The sequence below is a fragment of the Paraflavitalea pollutisoli genome (assembly GCF_029360705.1).
Lineage (GTDB): Bacteria > Bacteroidota > Bacteroidia > Chitinophagales > Chitinophagaceae > Paraflavitalea > Paraflavitalea pollutisoli.
Map to the genome: position 1 here is coordinate 360,589 of NZ_JARKMX010000004.1, position 13,327 is coordinate 373,915.

The following is a 13,327-nucleotide window of genomic DNA, read 5'->3' on the forward strand; positions in this document are numbered from 1 at the left end:
AAAAACGTTATGCCATACATTAAAATTGAGCTCACACGCGAAGACGTGACCCGCGAAAAGAAACAACAACTCATCAAAGGCGTCACCAACCTGATCATGGAGGTGCTGAACAAAGATCCCCTGCTGACACACGTCGTCATTCAGGAGATCGATACCGACAACTGGGGCTACAACAACGAGCAGGTATCCGTGATGCGCGAACAAGGTATTTCTTCTGACATCAAAAAAGCGTAATGTTATGAGCAACCTAACAGCTGAAGCAGCAATCCGGCTGGCGCTGGAAAACCTGTACTTCAAAGGCATCTTCGAAGGCGATCTGCACCTGCTGGAGCAGGTGTATGTACCAGGCTCCCTGGTCGTGGGAGACGTAAAAGGGGTTCCCTATTTTAAAACCCTGGAGCAATACCTCGATGGGGTAGGTAACCGCAAAAGCCCGCGCGAAACAGGTTCCCCTTTCCAGGGGGAAATCCTTTCGGTATCGGTGATCAACTCGATCGCCGTGGCCGAAGTGACCGTGAAGATGTATGACTTCGATTACCACGAGTTTCTGTCCTTCCACGAGCTGGACGGACACTGGAAGATCGTGAACAAGATGCTGACCGATACCCGGTCATGATTCCCTGATCTATTCTTTCAAAGGTTAATACAAACGATCATGTCAAAAGTCATTTTTATAACCGGCGCTTCCCGAGGCTTCGGGAAGTTGTGGGCCGAGGCATTTTTGCGGCGGGGCGACCGGGTGGTAGCCACCGCCCGGAATCTGGCGCAGCTCGATGAGTTGGTACAGTTATACGGCGATCGCGTATTGCCGTTGCAGCTGGATGTCACGATTCGGGATGCGGGCATCGCTGCTATTCAGGTAGCACAGCAACATTTTGGTCGCATCGATGTGCTGATCAATAATGCGGGCTATGGTTTGTTTGGCCCCATCGAAGAAGCTACCGAACAGGAAGTGCGCGAGCAACTCGAAGTAAATGTATTGGGTCTGGTATGGATGATACAGGCCATCTTGCCGGTGATGCGTGCTCAAGGCAGCGGGCATATCATCAACGTATCGAGCGTGCTGGGACTGGTGGGCGTGCCTACCCTTGGACTCTACAATGCTTCCAAATATGCCGTTGAAGGCATTTCGGAAGCGTTGGCCAAAGAAGTGAAAGCTTTTGGGATCAATGTAACGTTAGTAGAGCCCAATGCCTACGCCACCGACTGGAGCGGCGCTTCGGCGATCCATACCACGGCGATGCCGCAATACGATGCCGTAAAGGCGAGTTTCCGGGCAGCGCTGACGGAAGATTTCTTCGGTGATCCTGCTGCCACCCCCACGGCAGTGCTGCAGCTGGTCGATGCTTCACAGCCGCCCCTGCATTTTTTGCTGGGCAAAAAGGCATACGCCTGGGTGAAAGGGGTATATGATCAACGCTGGGCCGATTGGAATGCCTGGCGTGCGGTGTCAGAGGCCGCACACGGTAAATAGGCAGATTTCTTTTCTTCAACTTTCAATCCACCAATCATGTTACGGCCAACCCTTGCATATCCGGCAGCGGATGATGATACTGCTTTGCCGGATCTATCGCTCCATGAAACATTCCAGGAAACGATACAGGCGCCTGCTTTGCAGGAACTGGTCCAATCACCCTACCTGCGCGAGCTGGCGGATCTGCTGAGCAGGATAGGCCAGCCCACCGGCAAGACCAATTTCCTGGTGCACAAGAACAACAAGTACATCAATGTAACGACAGAGAGCATCGCCTATTTCTATGTGAAATACGATACCACGATCATCGTCACCTTTGGCAAGCAGGAATATTTTGTCGATCATTCGCTGGAAGAAATCGAGCAGTTGCTGCAAAAAGACCAGTTCTTCCGCCTGAACCGGCAATACCTGGTGCATTTCTCTTCCATCCGGGAAGTGGAGCATTATTTTGCCCGCAAACTGCTGGTCAACCTGACCGTACCCACCAAAGAAAAGCTACTCGTCTCCAAGCGTAAAGCCGCCACCTTTCTGCATTGGCTCGATAACCGGTAATCATTTGCCGCCTGCTGTTGTCTGACTCAACCCTCATCTTGTCCACCTGGCGGGACTGGTGCTTGTACACCAGGCATTGCCAACCTTATTTTTGATTATTCATCCTTCTAAAAAGTATAGCCATGAACAACAATACATTTTTTTCAAGAAACCTGCTGGTAGCAATGCTCGGCATACTACTCGTAGCCGGCAGCTGTAAAGAGCGCTCACAAGCGCCGATTGGCGGAGAAGCTACCGCTATCCGTCCTTTTACTGCCAAAGTCGCTGATGAAGCGATCACGGACCTGAAGCGTCGTATCAAAGACACGCGTTTTCCTGACAAAGAAACTGTGTCGGACCGGTCGCAAGGGGTACGCCTGGAGAAATTCAAAGCACTGATGGGGTACTGGGGTGACAGTTATGACTGGCGTAAGGCAGAAGCGAAGCTGAACGCCTTCCCGCAGTTCATTACCAATATCGATGGACTTGATATCCACTTTATTCATGTGAAGTCGAAACACGCCAATGCGTTGCCTGTTATCGTTACGCATGGCTGGCCTGGCTCTGTTTTTGAGCAGATCAAGATCATTGCACCCCTGACCGATCCAACTGCTTTTGGCGGTCAGGCACAGGATGCTTTTGATGTGGTGATCCCTTCTATGCCGGGGTATGGCTATTCGGGCAAACCCACCACGCCCGGCTGGGGACCCGAGCGGATCGCCAAAGCCTGGGATGTACTGATGAAAAGGCTAGGGTATAGTAAGTACGTGTCGCAAGGTGGCGACTGGGGGGCTGTAGTGGCTGATGCGATGGGCAGACTGGCGCCCGAAGGGCTTGCCGGTATTCACGTCAACATGCCTGCGACGGTTCCGGCAGATATAGCTAAAGCTTTGCAATGTGGTGAACCGGCACCGGCAGGTCTCAGTCCAGAAGAAAGGAAAGCGTACGAATCGATGAATGAGTTGTATACCCGGGGTGGTGGTTATGCCGGTATCATGGTCACCAGGCCACAGACTTTGGCCTATAGCCTGGCTGATTCCCCTTCGGGCCAGGCTGCTTTCTACTACGACAAGTTCGACGACTGGACCTTCAGCGGCGGTGATGCCGAAAAAGTGTTGTCGAAAGATGATATGCTGGACGATATCACGCTTTATTGGATGACCAATACCGGTGGCAGTTCCGCCAACCTGTATTGGGAGAACAACAATAACAATTTCAACGTCGTGCAACAGAAGACGCAGGAGATCAAAGTACCGGTAGCCATCACGGTATTTCCCGGTGAGATCTACCAGGCACCCAAAAGTTGGGCGGAGAAGGCATATCCCAAGCTGTCGTATTACCACCAGGTGGATAAAGGCGGTCATTTTGCCGCCTGGGAGCAGCCTCAGTTGTTTGCCGAAGAACTCCGCGCCGCTTTCAAAACTGTACGTTAATCATCTATTACCAATAAACGCATTGTATGAAATTCATTAGTATGCACAATCGTCGTTCCTTTATTCAATCAGCTGCCAAAGTGATCGCATTAGGTCCGCTGGCAGCAGCGACGCCCCACCTGGTATCCTCCATTGTTACGCCCGCTGCAAGCGCTCCTGCGACTTCCGGTAATGCTTTTGCCGGTAAGATCAAACAGATCAAAGCAGGAGAATTGAATGTAGGGTATGTCGACGAAGGGCCACGTGATGGGCAGACGGTATTGTTGTTGCATGGCTGGCCTTACGACATCAATAGTTTTGCTGAAGTAGTGCCCATCCTTAACAAGAAAGGTTATCGCACCGTTGTGCCTTACCTGCGTGGATATGGAACTACGGAGTTTCTGTCCGAGCAAACTTTCCACAATGGACAGCAGTCTGTCTTTGCAGTAGATGCCATAGCATTGCTGGACGCCTTGCAGATCGATCAGGCGATTGTCGCAGGTTTCGACTGGGGTGCCCGAACTGCCTGCATCCTGGCAGCCTTGTGGCCCAAACGTTTCAAAGCGCTGGTGTCCGTGAGCGGTTACCTGGTAGGTAATCAGATTGTCGGCAAGCAGCCCTTGCCACCTGCCGCCGAATTGCAGTGGTGGTATCAGTTCTACTTTGCCACGGAACGTGGCAAGGTGGGGTATACGAAGAACACCGCGGCCTTCGCCAAACTGATCTGGCAGCAGGCATCGCCTACCTGGAAGTTTGATGATGCCACCTTTGGTATCACAGCGGCCGCACTGAACAACCCGGCACATGTCGATATCGTGGTGCACAATTACCGGTGGCGGATGGGCATAGCAGACGGAGACACCAAGTACAATGACCTGGAACAACAGCTGGCTGCCGCACCTGCGATCACGATACCGACGATCACGATCGAAGGTGACAACAATGGTGCACCACATCCGGATGCCACTGCCTACGCTGCGAAGTTTACGGGAAAGTATAGCCATAAGGTTTTCAAAAACACAGGTCATAATCCACCACAGGAGTCACCGGCCGCTTTTGCAGCCGCCGTGATCGAAGTGGCTGGTTATGTGGCTTAAAACGAAAAGTATGCTGGACACAAAAAAACTGGAGCAGGCATTCGGACAGGGTGCAAGGTCCAGAAAGGCCGAGGCGGCGCATCGCGGATTCGCGGGCGCCGTTGCGGCTTTGGAAACATTCTATTATGCCTTCAATAACCGGGATATCGATGCCATGCATGATGTGTGGGACGAAGTCGATCAGATTCAACTCAACAACCCGGTGGGCGGTATTATCAGGGGCCGCGAGGAAGTGATGGCTTTATATACGAGGATCTTTTATGGCCATGCCCGGGTATGGGTGGAGCTGTCGGATATCTTTTACTATGCGTCGGAGGAGATGGTGGTCTTTGCCGGTACGGAACACGGTGCATTTACACGTGAGGGTATTACCATCCCCTTAAAGATCAGAACGACCCGCTTGTTTACCTACCGTGATCACCATCCACACCAATGGGTGCAGGTACACCACCATGGCTCTATCGACGATGCCGATGTACTGCAACGGTACCAGGCCGCTGTGTTGTGATTACTGGATATCAGACTTCCTGATGCCTAATTTTTTCATGCGGGAGGCCAGGGTAGTAGGTGGCAGGTTGAGTATTTCCGCAGCTCCACCGACGCCCCACACCCTTCCTTTGCATTTCTGGAGGATGTGGATGATGTGATCGCGCTCATTTTCGTGAATAGTCTTGAGCCGAAGATCTTCCTGTTCTGGCTGTAATTTACGGGCAGGGGCATCGGGTAGGGTACTGTCTTCGATCATATTGTTACGGGCCATCAGCACGCCCCGCTCGATGAAGTTTTCCAACTCGCGGATATTGCCAGGCCAGTGATAGGCAGCCATGGAGTTGGCCACGCGGTCCGACACTCCAACGATCGAGCGTCCTGTCTTTTCGCCAAACAGCTTGATGAAATGGCGGGTCAGCAAGGGGATGTCTTCCACCCGTTGCCGCAATGGTGGCAGTTCAATTGGGAATACATTCAGCCGATAATATAAGTCGAGCCGGAAGCGACCTTCCGCGACTTCTTTTTCCAGGTTGCGGTTGGTGGCGGCGATGACACGCACATTCACTTTGGTGGGTTCTTTCGCGCCAATACGCTCTATGTATTTTTCCTGCAGTACGCGCAGCAGTTTGACTTGTAGCTCCAGGGGCATTTCGCCGATCTCGTCGAGGAAGATGGTGCCCTGATCGGCTTTTTCAAATTTACCAATACGTTTATCGGTGGCGCCTGTAAAGGCGCCTTTTTCATGGCCAAACAGTTCAGACTCGATGAGGGTTGGTGGCAGGGCCGCGCAATTCACTTTGATGAATGGTTTGCCTTTGCGGGGCGACCCGTTGTGAATGCAGTCGGCGATCCTTTCCTTACCCGTACCACTTTCGCCAAGTATCAGCACCGACGTATCGGAACTGGCCACGCGGGTGATCAGGTCAAATACATTCAGGATCAGCGGGCTCTGGCCAACGATGCCTTCAAATTGATTACTGGTAGTCAGGACGTCTGTTTTGGGCCTGAGCGGCTGGTTGAGCTGCACGCTGGCCGGTGGCTTAGTCATGGAATTTGCCACGACGGCAGTGAGTGTGGACTGCAGTTGTTTGTACAGGTTGACGACTTCGTCGGTATAGGTGCCCTGTTGACGGGAATAGACCGAAAGGTGGAAGCGGAAGTCTGGGGCGATGTCGAGGTAGAGTGACGTGCAGGACCGCAGGCTGAAAGTATCATTCAGCATATCGTAGAGAGAGGTCGTATTGACCAAAGGAAGTAATTCCTGCATGGTCAATCCGGCGATGGTCAGCAATTCGGACAGCCCGATCTGTTGGTATTCATCAAATCCGATACGCAAACAGCTGTAGCTGTACTGTGGGTCATCGGCAATGCGATTGAAGCCGGCCGTGAGATAGTCGAAAGGTATACAGGTCTGCAAGGCACGCGCAATAGCCTGCAGTTTAACAGGCCAGCTATCGTTGCTGTTGCCGATGTTCTTCAGTTGTTGTTGTACTTTCTCCAGTTTGCGTAAAGTGGCTTCGCGGCTGTATTCGTGGCGGTAGCGCGCAATGTCGAGCATCACGAGCAGGTCCCTTTCGCGATAGGGTTTGATGAGAAAGCCGTAGGGTTGGGTGGCTTTGGCTGCATTGAGTACCTCTTCATTGGAATTGGCGGAGAGATACACAAAAGCAATGTGTTCATTGTTGAGTTCCCTGGCCAGGTCGATACCTGTTTGTTTGCCTTTTACGAATATATCGAGCAAAACGATATCAGGCCGCTCTTGTGCGATCAGCTCTTTGGCTTCCGCAACGGAGTGGGCAATACCCGTAACGTCGTATCCCGCTCGCTTCAGCAGGATACGCAGATAGTCAGCTTCGATGAACTGATCTTCTACGATTAAAATTTTCTCCCTCATGTCGGCAGTTGTTTGAGCAGCAATCCCTTACGAGGCGTCAAGTTACTGATTCCCGGAGAATTACAGGGCGCTTTTTTTTACCTCCGATATGGGCTGCCTCATGAATGGAATGGGCCGCCTCACCGGCGTGGTACTTGACCCGCACCCTGAACCATTGGTAACTTCATGCAAACGAATTCAAATGGACAAGCATACAGAGAATGGATTTGGCCGCTATGGCACCTATGAATCCAAACGTACGGGTATCCTGCTGGTGGACCCCTACAATGACTTTCTGCACCCCAATGGGAAGTCTTATTTCAAGTCGCGGGAAGTGATCGAGGGGGTGCACCTGCTCGACAATATGCGCAAGGTGATCCGGACCGCCCGCGACCTCGGCATCCAGGTATTTTATGTGCCGCATCACCGCTCCGAACCCAATGATTTCAACAACTGGAAATACCCCACCAGTGGTCAGTTGTCGACCAAAGAGCGACAGGTTTTTGCGAAAGATTCCTGGGGTGGCACTTTTCACGAAGACTTTCAGCCGCAGACCAACGACGTGATCATCAAAGAGCATTGGGCGCAGAATGGTTTTGCGAACACCGACCTCGATCAGCAGTTGAAGCAACACAATATAGACCGCGTGATCCTGATCGGCATGCTCGCGAATACCTGTATTGAAGCCACAGGCCGCATGGCCATGGAACTGGGTTACCACGTTACCCTGGTACGCAATGCCACTGCCACTTATTCGTGGGAGCATATGCATGCGGCGCATGAACTGAACGGCCCCACGTTTGCCCATGCCTTGTTGGAGACCGACGAATTAGTGTCCATCCTGCTCGGTAATACAGTTGTACAACAAGCCTAAATCCAATATTATGAGCTATACAGAAGAAATGATCCCGGGCAGCCCGTTACGGCTACGTAAACACAATCCGGGTTTCTGGCAGGTAACCATCGATGCACCGCCCCTCAACCTATTTGGCCCGGATATGCTCGACGGACTGGAACAACTGGCCAATCAAATGCAACGTACACCGGAGTTGCGGGTGATCGTATTTGACAGCGCAGTGGAAGAATTTTTTATCGCACACTTCGACGTCAACCGGGGCGGCGAGGTGCTGCAACGCAAAACGGCCTCCGGCGTACCGCCCTGGTTGAATATCGCGATGCTGCTGCACGAATCGCCCGTGATCAGCATTGCCTGTATCCGCGGGCGAACGCGCGGTGTGGGTGTCGAGTTTTCGGCAGCCTGTGATCTGCGGTTTGCGAGCGAGCTGGCAGTCTTTGGCCAGATCGAAGTGGGACTTAGCACCATTCCAGGAGGCGGCAGTATGGAGTTCCTGCCCTTGCTGATCGGCCGGGCACGGGCCTTGGAGCTCATCGTCGGGTCGGAGGATATCGATGCAGCCACGGCCGAGAAATATGGTCTGATTAACCGGCTGGTGCCCGATGCGCAGTTGAATGAATTTGTATACAACCTGGCCATGCGGATCAGTCAGTTTGACCCGGTCATCACCGGACAGGCAAAAACCATGATCAACAAACGGTCGCCCAAGCCGTCGCTGGATGATATGGTGTTTTCGCGCACTGCCTTTATCCAGGCCAATCTGCGGCCCGAGCGTAAGCGGGTGGCGCAACGCATGCAGGACTGGGGGATTCAGCAATACAGCGATTTCGAATTGAATATGGGCGCCTACCTGAATCATATCGGGAAAGACGAGCATAGTTTATAACAATAAAACAGACGTTTATGCAATTAGCAGATCAACTGGTAGATTCCAGTTACAGCGCAGTCATCAATGCACCGATCGAAAAGATCAATATACCTGATTGGGTATTCAGTTTGCCGGAAAAAGAATACCAGGCCTGTTCACCGGCGCATGTGTCGGCTGCTACAACCGTTGGTGCCGATGGACGCCGTATGTCTATCAATGTGGAAGTGATCGGTGGCAGTCCGATGGTGCAGCATTACCAGGAGGAAGTGTCGGAACCGCATCATTTGGTGCTGACCTCTTTTTCAGATGTGTTTTCGCCCACGGGCCGTATCGTGATCCATGTGCGTTGGGAACTCAGTGTGAAAAAGATCAGTGATACGCAAACCGAATTTACAAACCGGGTCACTACACATGCAACCGAAGACATGATCGTGAGCCTGGAAAAGTCGGGCATTCCCTATTCGGTGTTCAAGGCGCAACGGCAGCCAGCTTCCACCTATCACAACCAGATGGAAACGCCGTTGTTTGCGGCCAGCATCGAGCGGGCTGCGATGCGCGCGTAGATTTCAACTGTACAGCCAGGTCATGTCCTCGGACGGGGACCAGGCTGTACAGTGTTTTTGCTGGCAGTGTTACAGAGGTTGCCTACCTCCATCCATCCGTCTGGTGTCGAAACCATTGACCACCTGTATCGACGCTCCTCCCTATGGCATCATTTTGGTAGTTGTGCAGCAAACCTATTGCTGTACCAACCACCCACACATGTTACACAAAACCTGCCCTCCTTTTGTCGCGATGATACTCGGTTGTTGTTTATTGGGTCTCACCAGCGCCTGCCAGCAGGCACCGGTCCAAGGGGTCTATGCCGGCGTAGAATTGAGCCTGAGTACCATGATGGGGGGCATGAACCGCACAGATCATGTCATTCTCTTTCGCAATGATGGCACCTTCACCGATGAGTTGGAAGAAGCCGACTGGCAAACGGCCGTAAAAGGAATCTTTGTCAAAAAGGGCAATGAACTGTTGCTGACCTACCACAAAAAAAAGCGGAACGGGGAGACCCGGGTCGTAGATTATACGATCAACAAGAGCGGCACGTTGTCGAGAGGCACCTACGTACTGTTTGAGATGGAAGAGGCCAACAAGATACAGCCCGGCGGTTACCGTTTTTCCCATATGCGGGGAACGGGCGGTATCGGTACCCCTACAGCCTATGTGGGGTCGAGCTCCAATGCCTACCTGCATTTCGATGGAAAAGGGCGATTCTCCAATGAATCTACGACTTATACCTCCGTGATTGGTGATAACATCAGCGGTGGCTCCGGTAGCAGTAAGGAAGGCAAGGGAGCCTACACCCTGAAAGACGGGTTACTGACACTTACGCATGATGATGGCAAGGTTACGAAGCATAGTTTCTTCTCGAGCCCCGGTGGTGGCAAAGATGGGCCGATGGCTGTAGTAGATGGCCGGTTTTATTTCATGAAAGACGAGGCGGACGCTAACAAGAAAAAAGGAGCCAGTACCGATAACAAACTGCCGGTTGCTGCTGAGTTGCTGACGGCGGTACGCAACCAGCACGGTGGTGATAAGATCGATGGCGTCCAAACGATCGGCGCAGAAGCGGGATTCAGTGGTATTACTGTAAAATCGTTTATCGACCTCACCCGCAAACGGGTCCGGCATGAATCTTACCAAAAAGGCCAATTGCTGGTCGTAGAGCAGATCACCCCCGATAGCAGTTGGCAATGGGTCAGAGGAAAGACGACGGCCCTGACCAAACAACGACTGCAGGAGTCAGCCTATAGCTTGTATACTGGTATCACAGGCCTGAACAAAAGCAGAAACGCCGCCTTTGCTGCCGGAACGGTCAAGGCGGATGGTGGTGGCTACGAAGTGGCCTTTGCCGTCGATGGCCATCCCATCGTATACCAGATCGACAGCAAAAACCAGGTGGTGGGCGATATCATCACCATTGGCTCCGCCAAACATACCGCCCGCTACAGCGACTTTCGGAACATCGATGGTTTGCTCATCCCTTTCAAAGCAAAAGCCAGCGATGGCAAGAACAACGTTACCATACAATATACTTCCTACAAGGTCAATGGCCCATTGGATACAGATTGGGAATTGCCGCGCTAGTGCGTATAGCTTTCGGGTAAGTCGTCTGCGTATTGCAGATGAATACCAGGCCGGGATATTTCCAGGGCGAAAGCTGGATTGGCCAGGTCTTTAAAGTCAAACTGGCGGTACAGGCTATGGGCATCACGGGTATTGAGCATGATCCTGCGCAAACGTTTTGCCCAGTCCTGTTTCAGTATATGTGCTAGTATTTGCTTCGCTACGCCCTGACCCTGGTGCTCGGGTAGTACCATAAAATCGGCAAACCAGGCAAAGGTGTAGTAATCGGTGACAACGCGGCCAAATCCCACCTGCTTGTCATCCAGAAAAGCCCCCACACAATACGAATGTGTCATGGACCGCTCCACGAAAGCATAGGAGATGCCCTTCGCCCAATAGGAATGCTCACTCAGGAAGGCATGTACGGTTTTAATATCCATATTGTCCTTTCCCGTTCTGATGGTGATTGATTGCATGTGCGTTCATTTATACGGCAAAGTTATCAGCGGGGCAAGGATAAACACAGTCCCAGTTTTGTGTTATTTGATGGACACAGTTAGCTTTGTGCCATGAAGCGTGATTTTCTCTACATCGATATCTCGAATAAGCTGGCAGCGCTGATCCGGGATAAGGTATTGCAGCCCGGCGACCGTTTGCCTTCCGTACGGATGCTGTGCCAGGAGCACGGTATTGGTATGAATACGGCCAAGCGCGTGTTCCTGGAGCTGGAAGCGCAGTCACTCATCGAGTCCAAACCACAGGCGGGGTATTTTGTCAGCCAGTTGCCTTACCAGCGCTTACCCTTGCCGGCAACCAGCAGTCCGTCTGCCGTCGGCAGCCTGGCAGCACCAGTAGAACTGTTCAGTAGGGTGTATGCCACTCGTGGGCGCAAAAACCTCACATTATTTTCCATGGGTGTACCATCATCATCACTTTTACCCCTGGCGATGCTGAATAAGGCTATCGTGCAGGCTACCCGCGACTTGCCAGGCGGCGGAACGGAATATGAGCCCACCCAGGGCAACGAATCATTGCGCCGCATGATCGCTTTGCGGGCAATCAACTGGGGCGGCAAGCTGCGGGAAAGCGATGTGATCACGACAGCGGGCGGCATGAATGCCCTGGCGTTTAGCCTGATGGCGGTAACAAAGCCGGGCGATACCCTAGCGATAGAGAGCCCCTGTTACCCCGGCAGTTTGCAGCTGGCTATCAGCCTGGGATTGAAAGTGCTGGAGTTGCCTACGCATCCTTCCACCGGCGTAGAGATAGAGGCGTTGAAAAAGGTAATCCGGAAGATCGATTGCTGCCTGTTGGTACCCAATTTCAATACGCCATTGGGCAGCTGCATGCCGGATGCGCATAAGCAGGAAGTGGTCAACCTGCTGGCGCAACAGGATATACCACTCATCGAAGATGATATTTATGGCGACTTGTATTTTGGCGCACAGCGACCGAAGTGCTGCAAGACCTATGATGCGGCCGATAATGTATTGTTGTGCAGTTCCTTTTCAAAAACACTCGCGCCGGGTTACAGGGTCGGCTGGGTAGCGCCAGGCAGGTATAAAGACCGGTTGCTGACCTTGAAATATGCGCACGCGATCTCATCCTCTACCATCACGCAGGCAGCGGTAGCCAGCTTTTTACAATCCGGCCGGTACGACCTGCACTTGCGCAAGATGCGCACCACGCTGCAGCAAAACTATCTGCAGTATGTACAGGCGATCGGTGACTACTTTCCAGCCGATACCAAAGTGAGCAGGCCCCAAGGTGGTTTGGCGATGTGGGTCGAGTTCAATCGCCAGGTAGATACGGGCGGGCTGTTTGACGCGGCGCTGAAACAAAAGATCAGTATCTCGCCAGGCCGCATCTTCACCTTGCAAGATCAGTTTAATCACTGTATGCGGCTGTCGCTGGGCCTGGTTATCACGCCGGAAGTGCGGCAAAAATTAAAGGTATTGGGCAGGCTGGTTAAAAACGAAATACCTGGTCCAGCTCGATGAGGTGTTTGCCGGTCGAAAGTTGCGTAGGTGCCTTCGCCATTTTTTCGGCCAGCAAGGCCGTAGGCAGCGGACGAAACTTCCTGACCAATCCGATACCATTGAGGAATCGGAGGAGGCCGGCTGAGATACGTTCTCCCAGGCGGTCCGTGTCTTTTCGTAACAACAAGCCGGGTCTGAAAACAATGTATTGATCAAAATGAAGGGCAGCCATCGCCTCTTCGAGCTTACCTTTCATGCGGGAGTAAAATACCCTGCTGGCGGATGAAGCGCCGTAGGCCGACAGCAAGACCATCGAAGGAACCTGGTTGGCTTTTGCAATGGTGGCAAATTGAACAGGGATCTCATAGTCGATATGCCATTGGTTGGCTTGCGAGCCGGCGGTCTTGAGCGTGGTGCCCAGGCAGGAAAACCATACATCGCCCTGGATATGATGAGCGACGGTCTCCAGGTGGTCAAAGTCTGTAACGATCTCTACCAGTTTGGGGTGATGGATGTTTCGAGCACGGCGTACGAACGCCACCACGCTGGTATAGGCCGGATCCTGCAGCAGTAAGTTGACAAGGTCTTTTCCGGTAGCCCCGGTGGCGCCGATGATCAGTGCTTTCATAC

15 protein-coding genes are annotated in these 13,327 nt (G+C 52.5%); 12 read left to right on the forward strand and 3 right to left on the reverse strand.

The window, feature by feature from the left end:
* The first annotated feature begins 9 nt into the window (after positions 1–9).
* From P2W70_RS11290 to P2W70_RS11320, 7 genes are all read left to right on the forward strand, one after another.
* Complete coding sequence (locus tag P2W70_RS11290) at positions 10–234, forward strand: tautomerase family protein (protein ID WP_276481563.1); 225 nt, start codon at positions 10–12, stop codon at positions 232–234.
* Positions 235–238: 4 nt separating this feature from the next.
* Positions 239–616: a nuclear transport factor 2 family protein gene (locus tag P2W70_RS11295; RefSeq protein ID WP_276481564.1), complete on the forward strand. Its 378-nt coding sequence runs from the start codon at positions 239–241 to the stop codon at positions 614–616.
* A gap of 39 nt (positions 617–655) precedes the next feature.
* Positions 656–1,474 (forward strand): oxidoreductase, encoded by an 819-nt coding sequence (locus tag P2W70_RS11300; RefSeq protein ID WP_276481565.1) that lies wholly within the window; start codon positions 656–658, stop codon positions 1,472–1,474.
* Positions 1,475–1,510: 36 nt separating this feature from the next.
* Complete coding sequence (locus P2W70_RS11305) at positions 1,511–2,026, forward strand: LytR/AlgR family response regulator transcription factor (RefSeq protein WP_276481566.1); 516 nt, start codon at positions 1,511–1,513, stop codon at positions 2,024–2,026.
* A gap of 122 nt (positions 2,027–2,148) precedes the next feature.
* Positions 2,149–3,438: an epoxide hydrolase family protein gene (locus P2W70_RS11310; RefSeq protein ID WP_276481567.1), complete on the forward strand. Its 1,290-nt coding sequence runs from the start codon at positions 2,149–2,151 to the stop codon at positions 3,436–3,438.
* Between the two features lie 26 nt (positions 3,439–3,464).
* Positions 3,465–4,514 (forward strand): alpha/beta fold hydrolase, encoded by a 1,050-nt coding sequence (locus P2W70_RS11315; protein WP_276481568.1) that lies wholly within the window; start codon positions 3,465–3,467, stop codon positions 4,512–4,514.
* Positions 4,515–4,524: 10 nt separating this feature from the next.
* Positions 4,525–5,022 (forward strand): YybH family protein, encoded by a 498-nt coding sequence (locus tag P2W70_RS11320; protein WP_276481569.1) that lies wholly within the window; start codon positions 4,525–4,527, stop codon positions 5,020–5,022.
* On the opposite strand, the gene P2W70_RS11325 is transcribed toward P2W70_RS11320, so the two are convergent.
* Positions 5,023–6,897 carry a sigma 54-interacting response regulator gene (locus P2W70_RS11325; RefSeq protein ID WP_276481570.1) on the reverse strand — a complete coding sequence of 625 codons (1,875 nt, stop codon included), beginning with the start codon at positions 6,895–6,897 and terminating at the stop codon, positions 5,023–5,025.
* Between the two features lie 181 nt (positions 6,898–7,078).
* Here P2W70_RS11325 and P2W70_RS11330 point away from each other — a divergent pair, with 181 nt between their 5' ends.
* The 4 genes from P2W70_RS11330 to P2W70_RS11345 all read left to right on the forward strand — a co-directional run bounded on the left by P2W70_RS11330 (position 7,079) and on the right by P2W70_RS11345 (position 10,739).
* Positions 7,079–7,750: a cysteine hydrolase family protein gene (locus tag P2W70_RS11330; RefSeq protein WP_276481571.1), complete on the forward strand. Its 672-nt coding sequence runs from the start codon at positions 7,079–7,081 to the stop codon at positions 7,748–7,750.
* A gap of 10 nt (positions 7,751–7,760) precedes the next feature.
* Positions 7,761–8,618 (forward strand): enoyl-CoA hydratase/isomerase family protein, encoded by an 858-nt coding sequence (locus tag P2W70_RS11335; protein WP_276481572.1) that lies wholly within the window; start codon positions 7,761–7,763, stop codon positions 8,616–8,618.
* A 17-nt stretch (positions 8,619–8,635) separates the two neighbouring features.
* Positions 8,636–9,163 carry a hypothetical protein gene (locus P2W70_RS11340; RefSeq protein ID WP_276481573.1) on the forward strand — a complete coding sequence of 176 codons (528 nt, stop codon included), beginning with the start codon at positions 8,636–8,638 and terminating at the stop codon, positions 9,161–9,163.
* Between the two features lie 199 nt (positions 9,164–9,362).
* Positions 9,363–10,739, forward strand: a complete 1,377-nt coding sequence (locus P2W70_RS11345) for a hypothetical protein (protein ID WP_276481574.1) — start codon at positions 9,363–9,365, stop codon at positions 10,737–10,739.
* Here the strand turns inward: P2W70_RS11345 and P2W70_RS11350 are convergent.
* A complete protein-coding gene (locus P2W70_RS11350; RefSeq protein WP_276481575.1) occupies positions 10,736–11,194 on the reverse strand; it encodes a GNAT family N-acetyltransferase in 459 nt (152 codons plus the stop codon). The genes P2W70_RS11345 and P2W70_RS11350 overlap by 4 nt on opposite strands.
* A gap of 93 nt (positions 11,195–11,287) precedes the next feature.
* Between P2W70_RS11350 and P2W70_RS11355 the strand changes: the two genes are divergently transcribed.
* Positions 11,288–12,718 (forward strand): aminotransferase-like domain-containing protein, encoded by a 1,431-nt coding sequence (locus P2W70_RS11355; RefSeq protein WP_276481576.1) that lies wholly within the window; start codon positions 11,288–11,290, stop codon positions 12,716–12,718.
* Here P2W70_RS11355 and P2W70_RS11360 read toward each other — a convergent pair.
* Entirely contained in the window at positions 12,687–13,325 is a 639-nt protein-coding gene (locus P2W70_RS11360; RefSeq protein WP_276481577.1) for an NAD(P)H-binding protein, read from the reverse strand. The two genes, P2W70_RS11355 and P2W70_RS11360, sit on opposite strands and share 32 nt — an antisense overlap.
* Between the last annotated feature and the right edge of the window lie 2 nt (positions 13,326–13,327).